This window comes from Cohaesibacter sp. ES.047 (assembly GCF_900215505.1).
GTDB lineage: Bacteria > Pseudomonadota > Alphaproteobacteria > Rhizobiales > Cohaesibacteraceae > Cohaesibacter.
In genome coordinates this window covers 3,158,907-3,183,921 of the sequence record NZ_LT907844.1, presented here as the reverse complement: position 1 = coordinate 3,183,921, position 25,015 = coordinate 3,158,907, and the positions used below count along the sequence as shown (strand labels likewise).

Annotated in this window: 21 protein-coding genes; 4 read left to right on the top strand and 17 right to left on the bottom strand. The window is 56.2% G+C overall.

The window, feature by feature from the left end:
* Positions 1-6 precede the first annotated feature (6 nt).
* Positions 7-1,914: an acyl-CoA synthetase gene (locus CPH65_RS14545; RefSeq protein ID WP_197703853.1), complete on the bottom strand. Its 1,908-nt coding sequence runs from the start codon at positions 1,912-1,914 to the stop codon at positions 7-9.
* 322 nt (positions 1,915-2,236) lie between these two features.
* On the opposite strand from CPH65_RS14545, the gene CPH65_RS14540 reads away from it, so the two are divergent.
* Both CPH65_RS14540 and CPH65_RS14535 read left to right on the top strand, forming a co-directional pair.
* Positions 2,237-2,575: a metal-sensing transcriptional repressor gene (locus CPH65_RS14540; RefSeq protein ID WP_096174360.1), complete on the top strand. Its 339-nt coding sequence runs from the start codon at positions 2,237-2,239 to the stop codon at positions 2,573-2,575.
* A gap of 7 nt (positions 2,576-2,582) precedes the next feature.
* Complete coding sequence (locus CPH65_RS14535) at positions 2,583-3,917, top strand: MFS transporter (RefSeq protein ID WP_096174357.1); 1,335 nt, start codon at positions 2,583-2,585, stop codon at positions 3,915-3,917.
* A 69-nt stretch (positions 3,918-3,986) separates the two neighbouring features.
* Here CPH65_RS14535 and CPH65_RS14530 read toward each other — a convergent pair whose 3' ends face one another.
* From CPH65_RS14530 to CPH65_RS14500, 7 genes are all read right to left on the bottom strand, one after another.
* Complete coding sequence (locus CPH65_RS14530) at positions 3,987-4,808, bottom strand: sugar phosphate isomerase/epimerase (RefSeq protein ID WP_096174355.1); 822 nt, start codon at positions 4,806-4,808, stop codon at positions 3,987-3,989.
* A gap of 54 nt (positions 4,809-4,862) precedes the next feature.
* On the bottom strand, positions 4,863-5,696 hold the full coding sequence (locus CPH65_RS14525; RefSeq protein WP_096174353.1) for a carbohydrate ABC transporter permease: 834 nt from the start codon (positions 5,694-5,696) through the stop codon (positions 4,863-4,865).
* Positions 5,693-6,562, bottom strand: a complete 870-nt coding sequence (locus CPH65_RS14520; protein ID WP_096174351.1) for a carbohydrate ABC transporter permease — start codon at positions 6,560-6,562, stop codon at positions 5,693-5,695. The genes CPH65_RS14525 and CPH65_RS14520 overlap by 4 nt, the downstream gene beginning before the upstream one ends.
* A gap of 153 nt (positions 6,563-6,715) precedes the next feature.
* On the bottom strand, positions 6,716-7,996 hold the full coding sequence (locus tag CPH65_RS14515; RefSeq protein WP_096176424.1) for an ABC transporter substrate-binding protein: 1,281 nt from the start codon (positions 7,994-7,996) through the stop codon (positions 6,716-6,718).
* A 78-nt stretch (positions 7,997-8,074) separates the two neighbouring features.
* A complete protein-coding gene (locus tag CPH65_RS14510; RefSeq protein ID WP_096174349.1) occupies positions 8,075-9,160 on the bottom strand; it encodes an ABC transporter ATP-binding protein in 1,086 nt (361 codons plus the stop codon).
* Positions 9,157-9,951: a DeoR/GlpR family DNA-binding transcription regulator gene (locus tag CPH65_RS14505; RefSeq protein ID WP_096174346.1), complete on the bottom strand. Its 795-nt coding sequence runs from the start codon at positions 9,949-9,951 to the stop codon at positions 9,157-9,159. Before CPH65_RS14505 ends, CPH65_RS14510 begins: the two co-directional genes overlap by 4 nt.
* Before the next feature lie 364 nt (positions 9,952-10,315).
* Positions 10,316-11,383, bottom strand: coding sequence for a GlxA family transcriptional regulator (locus CPH65_RS14500; protein ID WP_096174343.1), 1,068 nt, complete (start codon positions 11,381-11,383; stop codon positions 10,316-10,318).
* 196 nt (positions 11,384-11,579) lie between these two features.
* Between CPH65_RS14500 and CPH65_RS14495 the strand changes: the two genes are divergently transcribed.
* On the top strand, positions 11,580-12,104 hold the full coding sequence (locus CPH65_RS14495) for an isochorismatase family protein (RefSeq protein ID WP_096174341.1): 525 nt from the start codon (positions 11,580-11,582) through the stop codon (positions 12,102-12,104).
* A 22-nt stretch (positions 12,105-12,126) separates the two neighbouring features.
* Here CPH65_RS14495 and CPH65_RS14490 read toward each other — a convergent pair whose 3' ends face one another.
* From CPH65_RS14490 to CPH65_RS14450, 9 genes are all read right to left on the bottom strand, one after another.
* Complete coding sequence (locus CPH65_RS14490) at positions 12,127-13,668, bottom strand: sulfatase-like hydrolase/transferase (protein WP_172891526.1); 1,542 nt, start codon at positions 13,666-13,668, stop codon at positions 12,127-12,129.
* A gap of 7 nt (positions 13,669-13,675) precedes the next feature.
* Positions 13,676-14,449, bottom strand: coding sequence for a phosphonoacetaldehyde hydrolase (phnX, locus tag CPH65_RS14485; protein WP_096174339.1), 774 nt, complete (start codon positions 14,447-14,449; stop codon positions 13,676-13,678).
* Positions 14,446-15,684 carry a 2-aminoethylphosphonate--pyruvate transaminase gene (locus CPH65_RS14480; RefSeq protein WP_096174336.1) on the bottom strand — a complete coding sequence of 413 codons (1,239 nt, stop codon included), beginning with the start codon at positions 15,682-15,684 and terminating at the stop codon, positions 14,446-14,448. Before CPH65_RS14480 ends, phnX begins: the two co-directional genes overlap by 4 nt.
* A gap of 36 nt (positions 15,685-15,720) precedes the next feature.
* Positions 15,721-16,893 carry an ABC transporter ATP-binding protein gene (locus tag CPH65_RS14475; RefSeq protein WP_096174334.1) on the bottom strand — a complete coding sequence of 391 codons (1,173 nt, stop codon included), beginning with the start codon at positions 16,891-16,893 and terminating at the stop codon, positions 15,721-15,723.
* Positions 16,890-17,891, bottom strand: a complete 1,002-nt coding sequence (locus CPH65_RS14470) for an ABC transporter ATP-binding protein (protein ID WP_096174332.1) — start codon at positions 17,889-17,891, stop codon at positions 16,890-16,892. The genes CPH65_RS14475 and CPH65_RS14470 overlap by 4 nt, the downstream gene beginning before the upstream one ends.
* Positions 17,892-17,912: 21 nt before the next feature.
* Entirely contained in the window at positions 17,913-19,088 is a 1,176-nt protein-coding gene (locus tag CPH65_RS14465; protein ID WP_096174330.1) for an ABC transporter permease, read from the bottom strand.
* A gap of 2 nt (positions 19,089-19,090) precedes the next feature.
* Positions 19,091-20,086, bottom strand: a complete 996-nt coding sequence (locus tag CPH65_RS14460; protein WP_197703852.1) for an ABC transporter permease — start codon at positions 20,084-20,086, stop codon at positions 19,091-19,093.
* A 110-nt stretch (positions 20,087-20,196) separates the two neighbouring features.
* Positions 20,197-22,251 carry an ABC transporter substrate-binding protein gene (locus CPH65_RS14455; protein ID WP_096174327.1) on the bottom strand — a complete coding sequence of 685 codons (2,055 nt, stop codon included), beginning with the start codon at positions 22,249-22,251 and terminating at the stop codon, positions 20,197-20,199.
* A gap of 149 nt (positions 22,252-22,400) precedes the next feature.
* Positions 22,401-23,273 carry a LysR substrate-binding domain-containing protein gene (locus CPH65_RS14450; RefSeq protein WP_096174325.1) on the bottom strand — a complete coding sequence of 291 codons (873 nt, stop codon included), beginning with the start codon at positions 23,271-23,273 and terminating at the stop codon, positions 22,401-22,403.
* Positions 23,274-23,527: 254 nt separating this feature from the next.
* On the opposite strand from CPH65_RS14450, the gene CPH65_RS14445 reads away from it, so the two are divergent.
* Positions 23,528-25,003 (top strand): UbiA family prenyltransferase, encoded by a 1,476-nt coding sequence (locus CPH65_RS14445; protein ID WP_096174322.1) that lies wholly within the window; start codon positions 23,528-23,530, stop codon positions 25,001-25,003.
* The last annotated feature ends 12 nt before the right edge of the window (positions 25,004-25,015 follow it).

Genomic DNA, 25,015 nt, shown 5'->3' with positions numbered 1-25,015 from the left:
CACACCTCAAGCGGGATCGTTGTTTGCCCATTCCCAAGGACGGGTGAATTGCCCAATCGAATGGCACAGCGCGTCTTCATCAAGCCCGTTGGTCCTCTCGATCTGGGCAACAAGTCCGCGTTTCTTGTCTTCGATGACGCCGACAACGCAGGTATCCAGACCGCTTTCCTTGAGGGCTTCATTATAAATGCGGGTGATGGCAAGCTTTCTCAAATCGGGTTTGAAGACCTTTCCAACCGCGGTCTTTGGGAGCTCCGGCAAGACTTCGATGTGTTTTGGGATCGCAGCCCGTTCGTGGATATGGCGGCAGGCATAAGCCATGAGCTCATCATCCTGAACTTCCGCGCCCGCAACCAGCTCCACATAGGCGCAAGGGATCTCGCCCGAATGCGCGTCGGGCTGTCCAATGGCTCCGACAAAGGCCACCGACGGATGGCCCGCCAGCGCCTCTTCGATTTCGGCAGGATCAATGTTGTGCCCACCGCGAATGATCAGATCCTTGGCGCGCCCCGTGATCCAGAGATAGCCATCCTTGTCGATCCGCCCCAGATCGCCCGTGCGCAGATAGACATCGTGATGGAACAGATTGTGGTTCTTGTCTGCCTCGGTGTAGGTGGACCCGGCGTAAACACCCGGACTGTCGACACAGATCTCGCCCACCTCGTCAATTGCACATTCCACCGGACCGTCTTTGGTGTGATCCAGAATCTTCACGTCGGTATAGGGGAAGGGAAGCCCCACCGAGCCGATCTTTTTGTTGCCATCAACCGGGTTGCAAGAGACAAGACATGTTGCCTCCGTCAGGCCGTAGCCCTCAATCAGCGTGATCCCCGTTGACTGTTCAAAGCGTCGGTAAAGCTCGATCGGCAAGGGAGACGAGCCAGAAAAGGCCTGTTTTACAGTGGAGACATCGGCATCGACATCGCGCTGCATGAGAACGGAAATAGCCGTTGGCACAGAAATGATGAAGGTGATTTTCCAGCGCTCACATAGCTTCCAGAAATTGTCCATGACGCCATCGCCGCGATACCCCTTTGGCGTGGGCATGACCACATGCGCGCCCGAGCAGAGCATGGACATCATGATCACGTGGCAGGCAAAAACGTGGAACAGAGGCAACGGACACATCACGTTGTCCTCAGCCTGAAACAGGAGATTGCTGCCGATCCAGCCATTGTACAGCATGCCCGAATAGGTGTGCTGAGCGACCTTCGGCATGCCGGTGGTGCCTCCGGTGTGAAAGAAGGCGGCAACGCGATCTTCTTTGGAATCAGAGAAGATCAACTGATCCGAACGTTGCTTCTCCAATTCGCGACCAAAGCTGTAAACATCGGCGTGATGGGACTTGGCACCGGGATTTGAGGGGCGCACAAGCGGAATGATCCATCGCTTGACCCCATCGATATAGCGCAACATGTCCACTTCGAGCACCGTATGCGCCTTAGGCGCATGCTTGACAGCCTCGGCGACCTTTTGTGCCACGTCGCTTTTTGGGAAGGCCCGCAAGGTGACAACAACCCGCGCCTCGGTTTCGCGCAGGATGGCGGCGATCTGCTCGGTCTCCAACAGTGGATTGATCGGATTGACGATGCCCGCAATCATGCCGCCGAACATGGTGACCAGCGCTTCACAACAATTGGGGAGAATGTAGGCGACGACGTCCCGCTCGCCGATCCCGAGACTGCGGAACAGGTTGGCTGCCTGTATCACTTCACTCTCAAGCTCTTTCCAGCTGTAAGTCTCGGCACTGTCCCCCACGCCCGAGAACATCTGAAAGCTCATCGCCTTGTTGTCCGGATAGAGATCCGCCGTGCGTGTCAGCTGCTCATAGATCGTAACGGCGTTGCCACGTTGTTCATACGGACTCTCGTCTTCGATCGCTCGGCAGCTCGCCTGCGTTGCAAATTTCAACATTCTTTCCTCCCCGTCGGCACCCTTTTCCCGCTGTTCTGTCGCTGACTCTTTTTGTGTTGGTCGGACATTGCGAACAGTCAGGGCACCATCATCCTCTCTTCCACTATAACTAATCACGTTACGTAAGATGGAGACGGACTTTAGTATCAAACAAACATATGTTCGTTTAATCTCCCCAGAGCATGCTTAACCTTCTCATTTGTTTCTTCTTTTTACTTTTACTCCCATGAGTTCCGTTAGGTCAACCTGATACTGTGTGACATATTTTACGAGACCCAACTGCTTTACCTATCCTCCCCCGGGGGATATAATTCTGTTTTCCATGCAATCGCTCACTTTTGGGATTCTCATCGTGCCCCATTCTGCCGACTCACTCACTTCCGCTCCCGGAGCCCATCTTCACGAGAGCCATCCTGCGATCACAAAAAGGCTGAAACGTGCCGCCGGGCATCTGGATCATGTGATCGAGATGATCGAAGCCCACAAGGGATGCACCGAGATCGCCCAACAGCTTCATGCGGTGGAAAAGGCGATTGCCAATGCCAAGCGGGTGCTTATTCAGGATCACATCGACCATTGTCTGGAAGACAGTTTCGGTGCGGATGAAAATGTCCGTGCCAAGTCGCTGGACGACTTCAAGACAATCACGAAATATCTGTGAGGCGACCATGCTTGAAATTCTCGGCAATCGCAGCTTCCGACATTTGTTCATGGCCCAGATCGTGGCGCTTTTGGGCACGGGTCTTTCCACTGTTGCGCTTGGGCTGTTGGCCTATGATCTGTCCGGCGGCAACGCGAGTATGGTCCTGGGGACCGTCTTTGCGCTCAAGATGGTGGCTTATGTCGGCATTGCCCCTATCGCCGGGGCCTTTGCCAATCAGGTTCCAAGGCGCACGATGCTTGTGGCGCTGGATTGTGTCCGCGCCGCCGTTGCCTGCCTGCTGCCCTTCGTTGCCGCTCCTTGGCAGATTTTCACACTGATCTTCATCATGCAGGCGGCCTCTGCTGCCTTCACACCGACCTTTCAGGCCACCTTGCCGGATATTCTGCCCAATGAGAAAGACTATACGCGTGGTCTCTCTCTGTCCCGGCTTGCCTATGATCTGGAGAGTCTGATCACCCCCAGTCTGGCGGCCTTCGTGCTCATCTTTGCGAGCTACCATGCGCTCTTTTATGGCACCGCGCTTGGGTTCATCGGTTCCGGGCTGCTGATCGTTTCGGTTGCTCTGCCCAAACCCGCGGCGGACGAGAAGCGCCGCTCGATCTACGAGCGCACCACGCGCGGCATTCGCATCTATCTTGCGACACCGCGCCTTCGGGGCTTGCTGGCGCTGTGTCTGGTGGTTGCGGCCTGCGGATCCATGGTTCTGGTCAACACCGTTGTGCTGGTGCAATCGGTACTAAAGCTTGATGCTGTGCATGTTGCCTACACGCTTGGGGCCTATGGTGCTGGGTCGATGCTGACAGCCCTCGCCCTGCCCCGCCTGCTTGATCAGTTCCGGGACCGTACCGTCATGCTCAGTGGCAGTGTCTTGATGATCCTGCCGCTGCTTGCCCTCATGGGTCTGGACAGAAGCGGGGTCTTTGTCTGGCCGATGCTGTTGGTGGCGTGGTTTGTGGTCGGGTGCGGCTACTCTGCTATCCTGACACCCTCGGGGCGTCTGTTGCAGCGATCATCCCACCAGCCCGACAGACCCGCTCTCTATGCTGCGCAATTTGCCCTGTCCCATGCCTGCTGGCTGATCTGTTATCCCCTGTCGGGCTATCTACAGACCGTATTCGGGATGCAGATGGCACTGGGCAGCCTTTCGCTTCTGGGCATCGCCGGGCTTGGGCTTGCCTTCTGGCATTGGCCGACCGCGGGACAACATGATCTCTTCCATGTCCATTCGGACCTGCCGGAAGATCATCCGCATCTGAAGGAAAGCCCCCATGATAACGGGCGTGGACACAGTCACGTCTATATCATTGACGACATGCACACATCCTGGCCTAGACATTGATACGCCAGAAATGAAAAAGACGGCGCAGTTGATACTGCGCCGTCCTGATCAAACTGATCTCAACGGCTGCTATTGAGCAAGACCAAGGGCTTCAAGCCGTGCGACCGTTTGCGGCAAGAGATGCTGCCGATCGCGCACTTCGAGAATGAGGCGCGGCGCGGCCGGGATCTCGGCCAAGGTCTTGAAGACGGCACCCCAAGGGATATTGCCTTCACCGGGGTGCCAATGGCGGTCGGCATAACCGTCGGCATCCTGAAGATGAACATGACCGAGCAGACTGCCAGCAACCGTGATGAAATCTGGCACCGGAGGCGCATTGAAACTGCCATTCGCCATATGCGCATGACCGGTGTCGATGGAGACCTGAAACATCGGGCTGTTGAATTCCTCAACCAGATCGTTGCGCAGGGTCGGATCGGTGTCCTCGATATTCTCCAGCATCAGACAACAGCCAATCTCTTCGGCGCGCTTGATCACCGGTGCCAGTGTTTCGGCAGCGGCTTCAAACAGTGACGGGCGCATGAAGCTGAAGTTGACGAAGTTGAGCGACAGCCACGCAGAAAACGGGCTGTGAATGACCATGTGGGTCGCGCCGAGACGCTCGCATTTGTTGAGCGCATCGAGCAGACGAACCGTGACGACATTCTGAACCAGCTTGTCGCTGGCGGCGAGATTGAGACCGAGGAAGGGACCATGGATGCCGTAAAGCCCGGTGAAGCCGTCGAGCAATGTCTTGTAGGCGTCGATCAGGTCGTCCTGATCGTCGTCCAGAATATCAACCGGGCTGAAATCCTGCAGCTCCAGCGTCCGGTTCTTCTCGAAGATCCAGTCCTTGAGAGAAACGACATCATCATAACGGAGGGCTGCGCCCAAGATAGGCAACGAGGACATAAGGCTTTCCTTTGACTTCAGGGGCTTTTTGCCCCGTGCGTATTGGCAAAGGCGCTATTTGATACCAGCGCGCATGAAACTTTGAACAAATTGACGTTGAAACAGCAAGAACCCAATGAGCAGTGGTGCAGACGTCATCAGGGTCGCCGCATTGATCACGGACCATTCGACCCCCGACTCCGTCATCGAGAAGACCGACAGGCCAACCGTCAACGGTCGGGTCTCAACCGAGTTGGTCACGATCAGCGGCCACAGGAAGTCATTCCAATGGGCTGACACCGAGACAAGACCGAAGGCAAGATAGGTCGGCTTGGCGAGCGGTATATAGACCCGCCACAGGGTTCCGAGCAAGCCCTCCCCTTCGATCCGCGCTGCGTCATCAAGTTCCTTGGGGATGGTCATAAAGGTCTGGCGCAACAGGAAGATACAAAAACCGGATGCAAAATACGGCAGACCGATTGCAAGGATCGTATCGACAAGCCCCAGAATTCGCATGGTCTCATAGTTCTTGACCAAGAGAATGTCCGGCGTGACCATCAATTGCAGCAGCACCAGCGTGAACAGCACATTCTTGAGCGGAAACTTGAGCCGGGCAAAAGCATAGGCCGCAAGGGTGCTCAGGACCAATTGTGCGATGAGGGTCATGGTCACGAGAATGACCGTGTTGAGGAAATAGCGCGCAAACGGCGCCTGCGCCCAGGCCTTTGGGAAATTCTCAAGCGTCAATGGAGCCGTCAGGGTGAAATTGGTCTCATAGGCCGAGGGGTGGAACGCTGTCCAGACCGCATAGAAGAGCGGCAGGATCCAGAGCAGAGCCAACGTCCATGCACCGAGCGTCAAGAGCCCACGGTCGAGACGGGCGGCAAAATTGGTTTCAGTCGCTGTCATCTGTAATGCACCTTGCGATCAAGCCAGAAGAACTGTCCGATGGCCAGAAGGGACAGAATGAAAAGGATGACCACAGTCATGGCGCTTGCCGAAGCGGTGTCCCAATATTCGAACGCGACCTCATAGATGTGATAGAGCAGCAGACGGGAGGCATTGCTCGGGCCACCAAGGGTCATGATGAAGATATGATCGATCAGACGCACCGAATTGATGATGGCATTGACCAGAACGAACAGGGTCGTCGGCATGATGAGCGGCAGCGTCACACGGCGGAAAAAGCTCCAGCGTCCGGTGCCCTCAAGGCTCGCGGCCTCGCGCAGCTGCTCGGGGATCGTCTGCAGCGCGGCAAGATAGAAGATCATGAAAAACCCGGCATTTTTCCAGACCGCAACGACAATGACCGTATAGAGCACGGTCTGGGGTGTGCCGATCCAGTTTTGCGCTGGAAGATCAAACAAAGAGCGGATCTGATCGATGAGGCCAAAGCTTGGGGTGTAGAAGAACAGCCAGATGTTGCCCACCGCGATCATCGGCAGAACCGTTGGCGTGAAATAGGCCATACGCAAGAAGCCAAGACCGCGCATCTTGCTGTGAACGAACAGCGCCATGGCGAGCGCGATGATGATCGACGCGGGAATGGTGATCGCGGCATAGATCACGTTGTTCATGCAGGCCTTCAGAAAGACTTCATCGTCCAGCAGGTAGGCGTAATTCTCAAGTCCAACGAAATGAGCCGGGCGACGGCCGGTTGGCGTTGAGAAGAAGCTGCTGACCAGAGTTTCCACCGCGGGGATATGGGTAAAGCCCAGCAGCAGCACCATCGCCGGCAACAGAAACAACAGAGCGTATATCCAGTCTCGTCTCATTCCTTGCCTCGCTGGCTCATGCCTTGTAGGAGCTTTTAAAAAGTGAGGAGCTGTAGCGCTCCCCAAAGGCTTATGGAGATACGAGGGGATTGGCTCCCCTCGTGCTTTTGTTCTATTTCGAAGGGCAACACTGCCCCTCGCGCCAATCAGGGATTAGCGGTATTTCTTGAGAATGCGGTCAGCCTGTTTCTGGGCTTCCTTGAGCGCTTCCTCAGGGGTTTTCTCGCCAGCGATTGCAGCATGGATTGCATCGTTGAGGAAGTTGGTGACGCGCTGGTTGTCATAGGTGGAGAGTTCGGCAACCGCATATTCAAGCTGATCGCGTGCGACCAGTGCCTGCGGCACGTCCTTGACATAATCCTTCATCAGGTCGGTTTCCCATGCAGCCGGGCTCGGGGCGACATAGCCAGTCGCGATGGACCATTTTGCGGCCTGCTCAGGAGCGGACATCCATTTCACGAAATCGACAGCGGCCTTTTTCTGCTCATCGGTTGAATCCTTGAACAGAACAAAGTTGCCGCCACCGGTTGGAGCGCCGAAGCGTTCTTTTTTCGGAAGGAAAGCAACACCGAAGTCGAACGGCGCGTTGCTGCGAATGTTGGTCAGGTTGCCAGTGGTGGTCCAGATCATGGCGGCTTCACCCTCGAAGAAGGCTTTCGGCGTGGCAGCCCATGCGGTCACACCCTCTTCCATGATCTTGTATTTCTGCTGCATGTCGACGATGAACTGCAGAGCCTCAACGACCTTGGGATCGTCGAAATTGGTTTCGTTGCCGTCCTGATTGGCCAGAATGGCACCTGCCGGGGTGGAGAGCCCCTGGAACAGCCAGTAGGGGAAGCCGTCAAGCGGGATACGCAGGCCCCACTGAGAAACATTGCCGCTGTCGTCTTTCTTGGTCAGGGTTTTGCCCATGTCGACCATTTCGTCCCAGCTGCTAGGCGCCTTTTCCGGATCAAGACCAGCGGCCTTGAAGGCTTCCTTGTTCCAGTACATGACAGGCGTGGAACGCTGGAAGGGAATGCCATAGGTTTTGCCGGCCGTCTGGCTGTTCAGCATGAAGGCCGGATAGAAGGACCCAAACCATTTTTTTCCCTCTTCTTCGGAGACAAAATCATCAAACGGCTCGATCAGATCCTGATCGATGAGGGTGAACATGTCGGTGGACAGCAGAACGCTGAGCTGGGGTGCCGTGCCGCCGCGTGCTGCCGTCATGGCTTTGGTGAGGGCATCGGTGTAGGAGCCGGCATAGATCGCATCGATCGACACATCATCATGCTCCTCGACATATTGGTCTGTCAGAGCCTTGATGGTGTCGGCTGCCTTGCCGCCAACAGAAACCGGAAAGTAGAACTGAAGATCAACAGCAAAGGCCGGAACGGCGGTCGCGGCCAGCATTGCAGCAACAAGAGTGGATTTTACGAGATTGGAAGCCATGAGTTTGGAAGCCATGAGTTTGGAAGCCATGAGTTTGGACCCTTTTAATCTAACGTCAGTGGGAAAGATGGCGTTTGATCAAGGCTTGAGCGCCTCAACCATTGTCGTGGACTTGACTAGACGCGCACCTGATGCCTTGTCGAAAAAGGCCAACTCCTCAGGTGCAAAGGAAAGACGAACCGGGGAACCGGGCGAGTAGCTTGATCGTCCGGATGCACGCACGTTGATGGACTGTCCGGCGATATCGCAAGCAAGCATGGTGTCGGCACCCAGAAACTCGACAGATTCAATGGTCGCCTCGACCATGCCTTCGTCCGCAGGACTTACGGCTTCAGGCCGCAGACCGACGAGCACATCGGCTCCGGCGAGTTGTTTGAGCTTTGCCCCCCGCTCTCCGAAAGCATCGGCATCGAACAGGCTCATGGGCGGCGTGCCGATGAACCGGGCAGCAAATGTCGTGCGGGGTGTGTCATAAAGGGCGCGCGGTGCATCGACCTGCTCGACTTGTCCATCCTTGAGGAGCACCACCTGATCGGCCATGGTGATGGCCTCGGCCTGATCATGGGTGACATAGACCATGGTGAAACCAAGCTTTTGTTGAAGGGCGCGGAGTTCAAGGCGCATTTCGTGACGAAGCTTTGCGTCAAGGTTGGAGAGCGGCTCATCCATCAGACAGATGGATCGCTCGGCGATCACTGCGCGGGCCAACGCGACGCGTTGCTGCTGGCCACCGGATAACTCACCGGGTTTGCGGTCCAGCAAATGCCCCAGCCCCATCAAGTCAGCAACAGCAAGGAGCTTTTCGGTGCGCTGCTGTTTGGGCTCGCGCCGTGTACGCAGACCAAAGATGATGTTTTCGGCCACATCCAGATGCGGGAACAGGGCATAGGACTGGAACACCATGGACAGGTCGCGCTTGTCCGGAGACCGGCGGGTCACATCCTCGTCACCGATCATGACCTTGCCTTTGGTTGCCACTTCCAGACCGGCAATGATGCGCAGAAGCGTCGACTTACCGCAGCCCGACGGCCCCAGGAGGGCCGTGAAGGAGCCTGCCGGGATCGAGATGCTTACATTGTCGAGCGCGCAGACCTGATCCCAGGTTTTGGTGATGCCATGTAGCTCGATTGAGCGCCCGTGATGGGCGGGATGTGCATTGATCATGCTTCCCCCTCCTCGCCCCGCTCGGGGGCAGCAATGATGAGACGGGTCTTGCCCAATTTGTCGGCGAATATTTCCGGGATCGGCTTGTCACAGAAAATGGTGTCCACGTCGGAAAGATGCCCGCCACGAACATGGGCGGGGCGTCCGAACTTGGTGTGATCCATGACAAGAAAGGACGACCGGCAGTTTTTCACAATTGATCGACGACAGCCGACTTCGGCCTCTGAGAAGTCGAGCAAGCCGCCGTCTTGCGAGACACCGGCAACACCGAACACACCGAAATCGACTTCGAACCGATTGAAAAAGGCCTCGACCTCAGAGCCGAGAATGTCGCGATCACCGGACCGAACGGCACCACCGGCAATGGTCACGGACCAGTCGTGGCGCTCACTTGCCTGCATTGCGACATTGAGATTGTTGGTGAAGACCTTGATATTGGTCTTCTCCTGCAGGGCATCGATGAGCATTTCTGGTGTGGTGCCAATAGACAGGGCGACCGAGCTTCCGTCCGGGATCTCTCTGGCGACTTCACGCGCGATCTGCCGTTTGGCCTCGACATTCATGATGCGGCGCTTGGCATAGAGCAGGTTGCCGCTAAGCGGGGGCGGTTCGACCCCGCCCCACACCCGGCGCAATTCGCCAAGTTCACACAGTGCGTTGACATCGCGGCGGATGGTCTGGGTCGAGACATTGAACTGTGCGGACAGGGCATCGATGGCCGAGAATCCGGTCTCCGTCACGGTTTCAATGATCTGGACCTGCCGGTCGCTATATTGCTTGGCCAGAGCCATAGACACCCCTTCGGCTGCCTTTCGCAGGCACCCGTCGCCGCAACAGCCCTTCAGGGCTGCCCGTTCTGTTTGTTCTTTTTGAAGGACAGACACAGGACCTGCATCCGTCGTTGGGCGGGACGTTAGGGGGGGAATATTTCAAGCATTTGAACGTTATGTGACATTCAAATGAAATCTCGCCTGGCCTCAGATAGACAACAGATTTTTCGAAAAATCGCAGTTTTCTGCCGTTTACCACCAACGCCATGCTAAGGCGCATGTTCACATGCTCAAATTGCACTCAATTTGAACATGACGGACAAGCAAGACCGATCTTAGCCAAAAGCCAGCAAAAATACGTCGTTCCAGTCGCTGTTATGGCATGCTATTGCAACATATGCGTTACACTCAGATCCCCATCAGCAGCTATCGCCGGTTCTGCGACAACGCGGAAGGTTCTCCGCCAGTCGAGCGGTGATCGTTTGAATTTCTGCCGAAAGTGATGGCGAAGAGAGGCTGCAGTCCTAAAACCGGCCTGCTCGGCGATCTGCTCTATCGAGAGTCCGGTGCTCTCGAGAAGGTCCTGAGTGCGGCCAAGCCGCTCATCCAGAAGCCATTGGGTGAAGCTTGTTCCCATCTGCTTTCTGAAGGCACGGGTGAAGGTGCGCCGGCTCATGTGGCAGCGAGAGGCCATGACTTCTATATCCCAGTCCTGATGCAATTTGTCCCGAACGCTTTGAACCGCGTCAGCAAGCCTCGTTTCGTTGATCTCTTGCGGCAGAGGTCGCGCGATGAATTGTGACTGGCCACCATCCCTGTGGGGTGCCACGACCATAGACCGGGCGACCTGATTGGCGAGTGCGGAGCCAAACTGGCGGCGCATGAGATGCAGGCAGCAATCAATGCCAGCGGCAACGCCCGCTGAAGTGACGATGGTGCCCTCATCGACATAAAGCTGATCAGCGCACAAGGTCGCCATGGGATAGTCCTTGGCAAACCGGTCTGCATATGCCCAGTGGGTCGTTGCTTTTTGGCCGTCAAGCAAGCCCGCCGCCCCAAGGACGAATGAACCGAGACAAAGCCCGACAATGGTCACACCGCGCTGATGCGCATTTTTGAGCATGTCGATCAGAGGCTTGTCTGGCAGCGCCTTGTCTGGTAGCTCCTTGTCTGGCAGCGCGTCCAGATCATGCCAGGTGGGAACGACAATCAGGTCTCCCGCGGCGAAGTCGTCGCAGTCTGAGTAGTCATGCTGGACAACGAGCGTATAGCCGTCCGATGTCTCGATCGGGCCACTTTTCTGGGCACAGAGGAACGGGTGATAGCTCCCGCCCGATCGCGCCCCCTGTCCGAACACAGTCATGGGGATCCAGAGATGAAAGGGGCTCATCTGATCGACGGCAATCACCGCAACTTTGATGGTTCTTCCTGACGCGGCGGGTTGGCTGGTCATGGCTGTCTGTTGTCCTGTCGAACCGTGCATTGGATTGGCACCTTGGAAAGATTGGCCCGATATTAGCATATATTGTCTTTCGGGTCACTTTTTCCAACACACCATCCGGCATAGGCTTTAGCCGCACGATCAGCGGCTTCTCTTTCCCAAGCAAAAGACAGCCTCGATTTCCCATCTCTTAATCGGACATTTCCCCATGAGTGACACACAATCCGCCCTTGTCGTCATCGACATACAGAACGACTATTTCGATGGTTTTGCATTCCCTCTGTGGCAGGCCGAAACTGTGCTGGAAAAGACCCTTGAAGCCGTCGAGAAGGCCCGCAAAATCGGGCTACCGGTTGTTCTGGTTCGCCATGTCGCCGATCCTGCGAACGGACCAGCTCCCTTTTTCAATGACGGAACGGCAGGGGTCGCAATCCGTCCGGAATTGCTGGCGGCCTGTCCCGATGCCCCAGTCGTGACCAAGCGCCACGCAGACAGCTTTTATCAAACCGACCTGTCGGAGCGGCTCGCCGAAATCGGAGCAACCAAAATCCTGATCGCAGGGATGATGACGCAGAACTGCGTCACTCACACAGCAATCTCCCGCCAAGCCGACATTTACAATGTGACCGTGCTTGAAGATCTCTCAACGAGTGTGAGTGAAATGGTTCACAAGATCGCCCTTAACGCTCTCGGTCCTCTTGTCACGGTCTGCTCATCAACGGATGTCTTGTGAGCGATCATGAAGACGGGCGGCGCTACTCGATCAACGCCGCTCCGTCGTTGCCGACCACATAACGGGCGAGCGTTTCATCAAGGTGGCGCGCCCTGAGATCGAGCATCCTCTCGGCATAGGCCAGTCTTATTGCCAGATAGTCGTCTTCATCGGCAACATTGACCAGACAATCCGGATCCTTCTCCAGGTCGAAGAGCACGGTTGGCATGCCGGGGCAATGCACATATTGGAAGGCTTCGTCCCGCAACACCGCCAGACGACAATCTTGCTGCCGGTTTCGTGCCCTAAGGTCGGGGTTGCTCGCCCGCATGGCACGAAAATCGAATTCATAAAAAGCCGCATCGCGCCAACCCGAGACCGGCTTGCCCTGTACATGCTCCATCAAGGATGCGCCATCAAGACTGTTTGTCGCCTCTTTGTCGAGCACGTCAAGCAGCGTTGGAAAGATGTCTGCGCTTGAGGTGAAGGCATCGACTGTTTTTCCACGTCCGCCGCCGGGCGCGCGGATAATCAGCGGGATGTGATAACTGCCCTGATGGAAGCCGCCCTTGCCGAGCATCCAGTGATCCCCCATCATTTCCGCATGATCGGAGGTGAAGATGAAAAGCGTCGTCTCCCAGAGTCCGCGTTGTTTGAGGTTGGCAATCAATCGGCCGATCTCTTCATCCACTTCCGAGATCATGCCATAATAAAGAGCGCGGATGCGCGCAATATCGTGGCCAGACAGATCTCTAGCGAGATCGGTCGGTCCCGCTTCGCCATCAGCGCCATAGGGAAGAAAGCTCGACATTTTCTGAGCCGACTGAATGAGCGCTATCAAGGGATGAGATTGCCCCTCAGCCTCCGATGATGCCAGACGTGCGTAAGGCGGCCCGCCGCCGGGATCGTACATCTCATTGAATGGCTCGGGCACAACGAACGGCGGATGCGGTCGCAAGAAGGACAGGTGGGCAAAGAAGGGACTCTCCGCCCCTTCCCGCTCATCGAGCCAATCGTCAAACTTTTCGAGAAGGAATGCGGTCTGGGTTTCGTCTGCGCGATAGAAAGGTGCCTTCATGGAGACGCGCTCGTTCCCTTCCATATCGGGAACATGCACCTGATCGGCATTTTCGATGCGATGGCCGCGCCGTTTCAGCCAGGTGATCCACGGCTTGTCGTCCTCGGGCAGCATCTGGCCCACATGCATGCCGGGAAGAACCTTTTCATAGGTGGTCAGATCCGGATCATTGGGGTGAAGGCATCGCGGGTCCTGTGATGTATCGGTATAGCCGAACAAGGTTGGCAGATATCCGGCGCGGCGCGCGGCCTTGGCGAGATTATCCAGTCTGGCCAACAGTGGCGCTCCATTCTGCACGACCCGATGGTTCATCTGGTAAAGGCCGGTATAGAGACTGGCCCGCGCCGGAGAACAGGGAGCCGTTGCGCTAAAGTGAGAGCGGAACAGCACCGCGTCCGCTGCGAGGGCGTCAATGTTCGGGGTCTTGATGACCGGGTGTCCCGCTGCGCCCAGACAATCGCCGCGCCACTGGTCCGCCGTGATGAGAATGATGTTGGGGCGATTCATGGCTGGATCATATCCTTTCCAGCAGCGCGGGGAGATCCGCAACCGTGTCGATGACATAATCAGCGCCGCCATCCTTGAGCATTTCGCTTGCCCTTGCGCGCAGCCGTTCCACGTCCTCTTCGGGCATAGATGCCAGTTCGTCACGTGTCTTCCCGACGAAATTACCAGACAGGGCAAGGCCAACGGTCAGGCATCCGGCGGCGCTCCCTTCGAGAAGTCCGGGGACGGTGTCATCAACCTTGATGACCGCAGATGGTGGATAGACGGCAAGATCGACGAAGGTCTGGTACATGCCCAAGGGGCCCGGACGACCTTCGCTCAGATCATCCGCACAGATCAGATTGTCAGGCACATAGCCTTGCGCGGCGGCGACGGGCAACACCTGTTCCATGATCGAGCGGACATAGCCGGTTGTTGATCCGATCTTGATGTTGCGCGCTCGCAAATACCGAACCGCTTCAAGGGCACCGGGAATAAGCTCGGCATAGTCGGCGGCAACTTTCTCGTTCATCGGCACGAATATCTTGTACACCCGGTCGACATCCGCATCCGTTGGCGCTGCCCCATGTTTTGTCTGCCATTGGGCTGCGATATCCGCATCTTTCATCATTGCGTTGATGTGGTCCCATTTGGGCAACCCCATCGGTGCGCGGGCTTGGTCGATGGTGGCTGTGACGCCGAACTCTTCGAAGCATTTCACAAACACGCCCATGGGCGCGAAGCTGCCAAAATCGACCATGGTTCCGGCCCAGTCGAAGACAACGGCTTTGATCGCTTTCATGATGTCATCCCCATTTCATCAGGTCGAGATTGGAGTTTCTGGCGTTCTTGCAAAGCCTCACGGGGCGGGGCGGCAGAAACGACACCCATTTGCTTAAGGCTGAGGTCAGCCGCTGTGACGACGCGTCGCATGATGGTTGTATCCATCTGGCCGATGCAGCCGATGCGGAAGCTGTCCACCACAGTCAGTTTGCCCGGATAGATGATGAAGCCCTGATCTTTCATCAGGTCATAGAACCGATCGAAAGAGAATGCCCCGTCAACTGGACAGAAGAAGGTGACAATGATGGGGGACAACCAGCGGTCATCGAGCAGGGTTTCAAACCCGAGTTGACGCATACCGGCGATCAGTGTGTCGCGGTTTGCCTCATACCGTTCGCCGCGAGCCGCAATGCCGCCTTCCACTTCATGGGCTTTCAATGCCGCAAGGAAAGCAGCAACCGCATGGGTCGGCGGGGTAAAACGCCACTGACCGGTCTCCTCCATCGCCTGCCACTGGGCATGAATATCAAGGCTGAGGGAATGGCAGTTGCCAGCACTTGCCTCCAGCTCGGATCGTCGGGCAAGCACAAAGCCAAAGCCCGGCACCCCTTCGATGCATTTATTGGCCGAGGAGACAAGAGCCTCAAAGCGGATCTTGTCCGGCTCTACCGGAATGGCTCCGAAGGCGGACATTGAGTCTATGAGGAGCTTGCGGCCGGCGGCGTAGGTGGCTTTGGATATTTCGTCAATCGGGTTGAGAATGCCTGAGCTGGTTTCGCAATGGATGGCGAGGACATGCGTGATGGCCGGATCTGCAGCGAGGATTTGGCCAACCTCCTCCCCGCGCGGCGGTAGATAATCGCCCTTATCGAGCAAGTGACAGGCGCGGCCGAGATAATCCATGGTTTTGGCGGCTCGCAGTCCATAGGCACCATTGGCCAGTACCAGCAGTTTGCCGTCTTTGGGAACGAAAGTTCCCAGCATGGCTTCAACCACATAGGAGCCAGAGCCTTGCATGGGCACACATTCAAAGGCCTTTCGTTCGTTGCCCAGCAGGTCGACGAGACGGCGGCGCAGCTCGGCGGTCATGGCGCGGAAGTCACCATCCCAACTGCCCCAGTCCCTGAGCATCGCCTGCTTGACCGCATAAGACGTGGTCAGCGGTCCGGGCGTCAGCAGAAATGGCTCGCCTTTTTCAGGGTCAGGCAGGGAGTTGGCTTTGATTGCCAGTTCGTTTGCAACCGTCGCAGTCATTGTCTTGTCTTTCTATCTCTTAACTCTGTCATTGCATTATTCGACCGCGTGAGCGACCGGGGCCGGACCACGGGAGAAATCGAGCTCGTTCACGCGGTGGCAGGCAACAAAGTGTGTCGGCTCAATTTCCTGCCATTCCGGCTCGGTTTGCGCGCATTGCTCCGTCGCATAAGGGCAACGGGTGTGAAACCGGCAGCCGGTCGGCGCTGCCAACGGATTGGGGATTTCGCCTTCAAGACGAATGGGGTCGAAGTCTTCGTCGGGATCAACGGTCGGAATGGCCGACAGCAATGCGTGGGTATAAGGGTGCCGTGGCTTGAAGAAGAGGTTTTCGGTCGGCGCATATTCAACGAATTTGCCCACATACATCACCGCCACCCGGTGAGACATCTGGGCGACAACCGCCAGATCATGGGCGATAAACAGGAAAGCCACCCCCATCTCTTCCTGAAGGTCCTTGAGCAGGTTGACGATTTCGGCCTGAATGGACACATCGAGCGCCGAAACGCTCTCATCACAGACGACAAAGTCCGGCCGTGTCACCAGTGCGCGGGCGATGCAGATGCGTTGGCGTTGTCCGCCAGAAAAAGCGTGCGGAAAGCGGCGCAAATGTTCCAGATTGAGCTTGCAGCGTGCGGCAATCTCGCGGACGCGTTCGTCGATCTTGTCCTTGTTCTTCATCATGCCAGACGCGACCAGCGGCTCGGCAATGATATCGCGAACAGTCATGCGCGGGTTGAGCGAGGAATAGGGATCCTGAAAGACAAGGCTCATACGCGGGCGAAAGCTGCGCAGGATATCGTGCCCCATCGATGCTAGGGAGTGGGCGCCTTCGGAGAAGACCATGCCCATTTTCTTGCGAAACTGGCGCAACTCCTCCCCTTCCAGATCCACAAGATCAATATCTTCCATGCGGGTATGGAAAATCACATCGCCATCGGTCGGATCAATTGCGCGCAAAATCGCGCGCCCCACGGTGGTCTTGCCCGAACCGGACTCGCCCACCAGCCCCACGGTCTCCCCTCGCCTAATGTCGAAGGAAACATTGTCGACCGCCCTGACATATTGCACCGTTGTCGAGAACAGCTTCTTTGTCTTGACCGGAAAGCGTACTTCGAGATTTTTCACCTCGATAAGCACATGCGGCTCGGTTTCCCCGCCCTTTGTCAAAGCGGTTCCTTGTTCCAAATGGAGCTCTGGTTTGGTCATGCAACGGCCCTTCCCTTTTCTTCATGCAGGAAACAGCGCACGGACTGGTCCTCTCCCACCTGCAGATCGCCGGGGGCCTGATGGTCACACAGTCCCGGGATCACCTTGCTGCAGCGGGTATGGAACGGACATCCGGTGGGCCGCTCGTTGGGGCTCGGGATATCCCCCGGAATCGGACTGAGGCGAGAATGGAGGCTATCGACACTCGGCAGTGCCTTGATCAGCCCTTGGGTGTAAGGATGCTTGGGATTGTGAATCACCTTTTTGGTCGGGCCGCGCTCCACGATGGTGCCCAGATACATCACCGCAACATCATCGGCGACATGAGAAATGACACCCAGATCATGGGTGATGAAAATCATGCCCATGTTGAGCTCGCGTTGCAGATCACTCATCAGTTCGAGAACCTGTGCCTGAATGGTCACATCAAGGGCCGTTGTCGGCTCATCGGCAATGAGAAGCGCCGGACCGGCGGACAGTGCAAGCGCGATCATGGCCCGTTGCCGCATGCCGCCGGACATTTCGTGCGGATACTGATCGATCCGGGCTTCTGCGTTGGATATGCCGACCTTGTTGAGCATCTCGACGGCAATCTCGCGTGCTTCCCTTTTCCTTACGTGGCGATGCAGACGGATCGCTTCGATCATCTGGTTGCCAATGGTATAGACCGGCGAGAAGGAGGCCATCGGCTCCTGAAAGATCATGCCGATTTCCCCGCCCCGAATATGACGGATCTCTTTACCCGTCTTCCTGAGCTTGTTGATGTCGATCTGACGGCCCGCCTTGTTGGTGTAGATCATTTTCGCATCGGGCGAGAGAATGGAGTTGCCCGGCAGAAGCTGCATCAGCGCTTTGGTCGAGATGGACTTGCCAGAACCGGATTCGCCCACGATCCCGAGTGTGCGCCCGGGGCGAACCTCGAACGAAATATTCTGCACCGGCGTGATCAGACCTTCATCTGTCTTGAAGGAGATCGAAAGATTTTCGACTTTCAACATGGTTGATATCTTTCCCGTTTTCTATCGTGCATCTGAGTATGGATCGGCCGCGTCACGCAGACCGTCGCCCACCACCGTGAAGGCAAGCACGGCGACCACGACAAATATGGCTGGTATGAACAACCATGGTGTTTGTTCGATCACCCTCACCGACTGGGCCTGTTGCAGCAGAACGCCCCATGAGACGGTCGGTGGGCGCAAGCCAAGCCCAACGAATGACAGCGCCGTTTCCGACAGGATCATGTAGGGGAAGGAAATCACCAGATCGACGATGATGAAGCTGGTGAAGCTGGGCAGCATATGCTGGGTGATGATGCGAAAGGGCCGCGCCCCCGCGAGCCTTGCGGCAATGACATAATCCTCGGTGCGGATCGACAACAGCTGGGAGCGAATGCGGCGGGCAAGTGTCGGCCAACCGAATAGCCCCAGAATGATCGTCATGGCGAAATAGACCTCGGTGGTCGACCATTCCTTTGGCATGGCGGCGGCCAGTCCCATGTAAAGAGGAATGATCGGCACGACCCGGATCACCTCTGTCACGCGCTGGATCAGGTTGTCGATGAGGCCTCCGGCATAGCCCGCAACACCCCCGATGATCAGGGCCAGCACAAAGGAAATGAGCACCCCGAGGACACCGATGGATAGCGATGTGCGGGTCGCATAGATCGTGCGCGAGAAGACATCGCGCCCCAGATCGTCAGTGCCCCACAGGTGCAGTTGCGCCTTTGGATCATCAAGACCGAACAAGTGCGTTTTTGTGGGAAGGAAGCCCAAAACCTCGGTTGCCTCGCCTTGAACAAAGAAGGCGACAAAGACCCGTGTTTCCGGGTCTGGGACGGATATGGCGCGCAGTGTCACCGGATCCCGCTTGGTTGACACACCATGCACGAAGGGGATGACAGAGCAGCCGTTCTGATCGCAGACCATGGGGATTTGCGGTGCCCCGTCGATATATTTGGAATCGCGTGTGGTCGGGCTGTAGGGAGCCACAAACTCGGCGAACATGCCCAATAGGCCCATGAAGATCAGCAAGCCCGCCGCGATCATCGCGGCCTTGTGACGGCGAAAGCGCCACCAGATGAGCGTCCACTGACTGGCGGAATAGTAATCAAGCCGCCGCTTGCGCTCTTTTTCGCTTTCCACTGGGAGTGCGGGGCCGGCTTGGTCGCCAAATTCACCTCTGGTTGCATCGGTCATGATCAGTTGCTCCCCAGTTTGATACGCGGATCCAGCCAGGCCAACAGGATGTCGGAGACGAAATTCATCAGCACGATGATGAAGGTGAGCATCAGAAGGATGGCCCCGGCCACATACATGTCGAGATCGACGTAGGCCTTTAGCAACAGCTCACCCAGCTCGCTCAGGCCAAGCACCACCGCCACAATAGGCAGCTCGGAGAAGATGCGGTTGACGTCAAAGCCAATGGTCGAGACCACCGGGTTGATGGCAAGGCGGGCGGGATATTTGATCAGCAGCTTGCCCTCTGGCACGCCGCGGGCGCGGGCTGCGGTCACCGAGAGCTTGTTGAGCTCATCGGACATGGTCGCGCGGATGGTCTGAATCTGGTAGGCGACCGCTGACCAGGCGAGAACAAACGCTGGCAACCACAAATGCTTGATGAGATCCCATGCCTTGGCAAAGGACCATGGTGCGTCGGACATCTCAGACGAAAACAGCCCTCCGATATCGGCGCCGAACCAGAGATTGGCAAAATAGAGCATGATCAGCGCCAGCAGGAAGTTGGGCAGTGCCAGCCCCAAATAAGAAAAGATCGTCAGGCCATAATCGGCCATCGATGCACGGTGGATCGCGGCATAGATGCCGATCGGTATTGAGACCAGATAGGTGACGATCAACGTGCCGAACAGAATGGCCAATGTGAGCCAGATCTTGTCGCCGATGACGTTGGTCACGTCGGTCTCGAAGGCAAAAGCCTGACCGAAATCCCCATGCATGACGATGCCACCGATCCAGTCGAAATATCGGAGCACCATTGGCTTATCGAGGCCGAAATCGTGCCGGATGCTCTGGATATCGGCTTGAGTCACGCTGACGCCGGTTCCCGAGAATTTGCGGAATGCATACCGGTCGGCGTAGTCTCCGGGTGGAATTTCCATGATCAGAAACACCATCACGGAGACCAACGCCATGGTAACAACCATGCCAAGCAGTCGTTGAAAGATGAAACGAAGCATTATTTTGGTCCCCACAAAACAGCCTTTTCCATCGTGACGGACGAGGCATGGTCGGATGCGGGAAGGTGCGCCCCCCGCATCTTGTGTTTTAAGAATAGTTCCCTTGCGGCTTACTTCTCCAGGAACCACTGCTGAGGACGGTATGGATAGGTCCAGTAGAAGTCGTATGTTTTGGCCTTGATCGGTTTGACGTTTTTGAGATCATTGCGATAGAGGAACGGTGCAACGATGTCGCCAACGGTGCCGATCTTGAGCATGTTGTCCGTGTGGATCTTGGTGATCTCGGCACCCAGCTTGTTGGATTCGTCCGTACCCATGGCCACCTGACGGAAGCGCTCGGACAGATCATAGAGTTTCAGGATGTCTGCCGGAGGCTTGGTGCCCTGTGCGCCATCGGACTCTTTCCATGCAGCCCAGGCAAAACCGGTACCGGGGTTGAAGACATCACCAAATGGCGGAATGAAGACGGTCACATCCTGAGAAATGGTCGGGCCAGCATTGCCGTCATATTTCCAGGTGGTCAGGTCCAGATCATTGTTGTTGCCAGCGGCGCGATATTCGTCGGAAGAGACTTCCTTGAGATCAATGCGGACGCCAACGGCAGTCCAGTAATCGCGGACCAGCTCCATCATTTTCACCGGAACGCCCTGTGCGGAATAGACAAGACGAAGAACCAGAGGCTTGCCGTCTTCGCGTTCCAGCGTGCCGTCGCCATCGCTGTCTTTCAGGCCAATTTCTGCCAGCAGCGCTTTTGCACCCTCGACATCATAGTCGATGTCTTTATTGAGCTCTTCGTCGGTAATGAAGGATACGGTCTTGGGTTCAGCCGGCACGCCCTGCATCGGTGTACCCTGACCGAGGTAGACGATCTCATTGATCTCATCACGGTCCATGGCGATGGACATGGCGCGGTTGAAGCGGATGTCGTTGAACAGTTTGGCCAGCACCGGATCCTTGTGGGTACGGTTGAAGGAGAAGAAGACATTCTCGCCAAAGGTCGGAGCGTAGGAGACCGTGTAGTTGCCCTTGGCTTCGTTCTCTTTCAAAAGCGGGAAATCCTCAAGGAAGACAGCCTGCTGCTTCCAGACAACCTCGCCATTCATGATCTTGAGATTCTGGACTTCCTTGTCGCCCACATAGGTTTCCTGAATTTCAGGAATGTAAGGCAGCTGCTGGCCAGCAGTGTCAACCATGTGGAAGTAGGGGTTGGCGACCAGTTTGCGGCCTTCAGCACTTTCCTCGACAACGATGTGCGATTCCAGCGTCGGCACAACGGCACGGCCGATCTTCATCGCCATTTCAGCATCCTTGAGCAGCGGGCTCGGCACGTCTTTCCAGTCGGAACCGCCATAATACATGTTCACGGCAGTGGTGCCGCTTTCAAGGCCGTATTCCTTGGCCAGCTTGTCCGCGTCCTTGTTGTATTTGGACATGAACCGGGACAGGAAGTGTTTGGGTTGGAAAGGCTGACCGTAGTCGGTTGCAAAGCGGTTCAGGATGCCAGGAGCCTGCACCGGAAAGCTGAAGGACAAGGTGACATCGTCTTCGGCAACCACCTTTGCAGGCTTGCCATCAAACAGCCAACGGCCGGAGGTTTTTTCGAAGATATCCTTGTTCAGGATCAGATCATTGTACCAGAACGCCACATCTTCGGCGGTGAAAGGCTCGCCGTCAGACCACTTGTGCCCCTTGCGCAGCGTGAAGGTCAGCTTGGTGTAATCGTCGTTCCATTCCCAGCTCTTGGCAATGTTGGGAACGATGGTCTGCAGATCGTCGGAATAGCGCACGAGGTTCACGTGTCGCACGGACAAGAGATCCGAGGTGCCGGACTCGGTGCCCTTGGACAGGCCGGTGATCACGCCACCATAGTTGCCTTTGACCTCATATGGCGCAACGACCAGCGGTTCGGCAGGCAGACGGTCAGCAACATCGGCCAGATCATTGTTGCCAACGATCCGGTCGTTGAAGTCAGCAATGTTCGGGTTTTGGGTGAAGGTCAGGTCGCAGTCAGCGGCTTTTTCGAATTCGGCCAATTCGAACTGCTGAGGGTAGACCGAGGTCAAACCCTTCATGTCGGCCACCGTAGCAACCGGACAGGCTGCATCGGCGGTCACGCCAAGTGCAAGAAGCGCGGCACTTGCGAGAAACACAGATTTCGGACTCATGGATGGACTCCCTGTTTGTATCGAGCAATCCCTGTCCTAAGCAGCTTATTTAACAGTTTTATGAAGTCATGCTTACTATAGCTTTTTACTATACATGAGGCGTTGACATGTAACCGTCACACTCACGACGGCGACACATGAACCTAATGTCAGGGAGTATGGTTTTGTGCCGTTGAGATCATCGCCTTGATCGCAGCCACTTGCTGCATTTCAGGCAGGCAGACGAGATAGTGACCGACCATCAGATTGCTGTCCTCAATCAAGATGGTATCGAGGTTGTCCGCTTCACTCACCTCACCCTGCATGGCAACACCAAAACCCATCCCGGCGTGAATGGTGGACACGATCGACCCCCAGGATCCCAAAGCAAGCACCGTATTGAGGTTGGCACCGACACGGGCAGCTGCCTGTTCAAAAACCTGACGGGTGCCCGAACTCTTCTCGCGCTGAAGCAGCGAAAAGCTCGAAATCTCGGCCCAGCTTACAGCTTCCCTTGCTGTCAGGGGATGGCCCTTGGGCACAACAAGCGAGACATTCTGCGTGCAGATATGGGTACTATGCAGATCGGCGGGCGGCTCCTTGGCTGTCAAGAAGACAACATCGAACTTGCCATCCAGAAGCAGGGGCAGAAGATCATTCGACGCCATTGCCCGGGCCTCGATCTCGACGTCGGGAAATCGGGTCATGAATGCGGACAGGATCGGCATGGCAAATTGATGGGCCGAATAGCCAAGTCGCAGAGATCCCGATTTCAGGTTCCGGCGCCCTTCGAGAGAATGCTCGATCTCATTGGTGATGGCCAAGACGGACCGAATCCGCGACAGAACCTCGCGGCAGGCCCCTGTCGGTTCAGCCTGACGCCCATTGCGGTGAATCAGCTGGGTATTATAGTGCTTTTCCAGCGCTGACAGGTGGTTAGAAACCGATGGTTGGGAAATGCCAAGTTCCTTGGCTGCAGCCGAAAAACTGCCGGTCCGGACAACCGCGTCAACAGCCCGCATCTGATTGATTGATAGCTTCATTCTCACCAAGACTTTCTTCTTTCCAAGCAAGATCTACGGGATGTTGGATGACACCGGCATGACAATCCGGGCATTTGCGCAATGTGTCCGCATATTTCCTGTCACACCACGATTGTACCTTAAGTCAGTATTAACCGTAAAATTGCATTGCGGAATTTTGGAAAGCATTAACCTAAATTCTAGAACTGAATTTAGGAATTTGATGACACTATCGAAAACACCGAAAGACTAAACAACAAAATGATTATTCCAAAATGAGCAATTCCTCACCAGAACGTGTTGTTACTTCGTCGCCGGAATCACGGGAGCGACCTCTTTGTGTAGATCTCGACGGATCCTTGATCCGGACCGATCTGCTGTATGAGGCCGTCCTGTTGCTGCTGCGCAATCACTTTCATCTCATCGTGATGCTTCCGCTCTGGCTCATGCAGGGCAAGGCACATCTGAAAATGCAGATCGCCAAGCGAGTGACGCCTGACGTGACGTTGTTGCCCTATCGGATTCATCTTGTCGAGATGTTGAAAACCGAGCGTGCGCGCGGACGTAAACTCGTGCTCGCAACGGCATCGCCCTATCCGTATGCAAAGGCCATTGCCGAACACTTGCGCTTTTTTGACGGCATCGAAGCAACCGATGATGCGGTCAATCTGGTTGGCAAGACCAAGGCGGACCGCTTGAGTGCTCTTTATGGTGAGAAGGGCTTTGATTATGTCGGCAACAGCCGAGCCGACTTTTCCGTTTGGGACAAGGCCGGTGAGGCCATCGTCGTGGGAGACGACCGCGCCGCCCTGTCCTACTGCGAAAAGCAAGACCATGCGCGGCATGTTTCCAGCAAACAGCCTTCCAAACCACGCTGGCGTGTCTGGCTGAAAGCCATCCGGGTGCATCAATGGCTGAAGAACTCGCTGATCTTTGTTCCGGCAATTCTGACGAGCCAATTGGTGACCCTGTCAAACATTCCGGCGCTCATTCTGGCGTTTCTGGCCTTTTCCCTTTGCGCCTCCAGCGTCTATCTGTTCAATGATCTGCTCGACATTGAATCCGACCGCAAACATCGCAGCAAGCATGCGCGTCCCATCCCATCCGGATTGGTTTCGCCCGCCCATGCCATCGTCGCAGCGGTGTTGTTCATCGCGGTCGCTTTTAGCATCTCGGTGCTGCTGCCACCGATTTTCTCTGCGGTGCTGCTGATCTATCTGGTGGTGACGACAACTTACAGCTTCCTGCTCAAGCGGATGCTGCTGATCGATACACTTACGCTGGCTGGCCTTTTCGCAATCCGTGTGATCGCGGGGTCCGCGGCCATTGCCGCGCCCATCTCCACCTGGTTGCTCGCCTTTTGCATGTTCTTCTTCCTCTCGCTTGCCTTCGTCAAACGCTATGTCGAACTGGATCATCAGGTTGAGGTGAAAGGGCGCAAGGACACTGGGCGCGGTTATCATTCCGAGGATGCCGAGACAATTTCGCAAGGCGGTCTGGCATCGGGCTTTGCGGCGGTGGTCGTTTTGGCGCTGTTCATAGACACGCCTCAAATCTCGGAAAACTATACCTATCCGGAGTTGATCTGGCTTGTCTGCCCACTGGTGCTCTATCTGATTTTGCGCATCTGGACCCTAGCCCGTCGGCAGGAGATGAACGACGACCCGGTCGTCTTCCTGATGACCGATTGGCGCAGCCAGCTCATGATCGCGCTTGGCGCTGTGGTCATGCTCGTGGCGCAAATGATTTGAGGATGGCGGAAC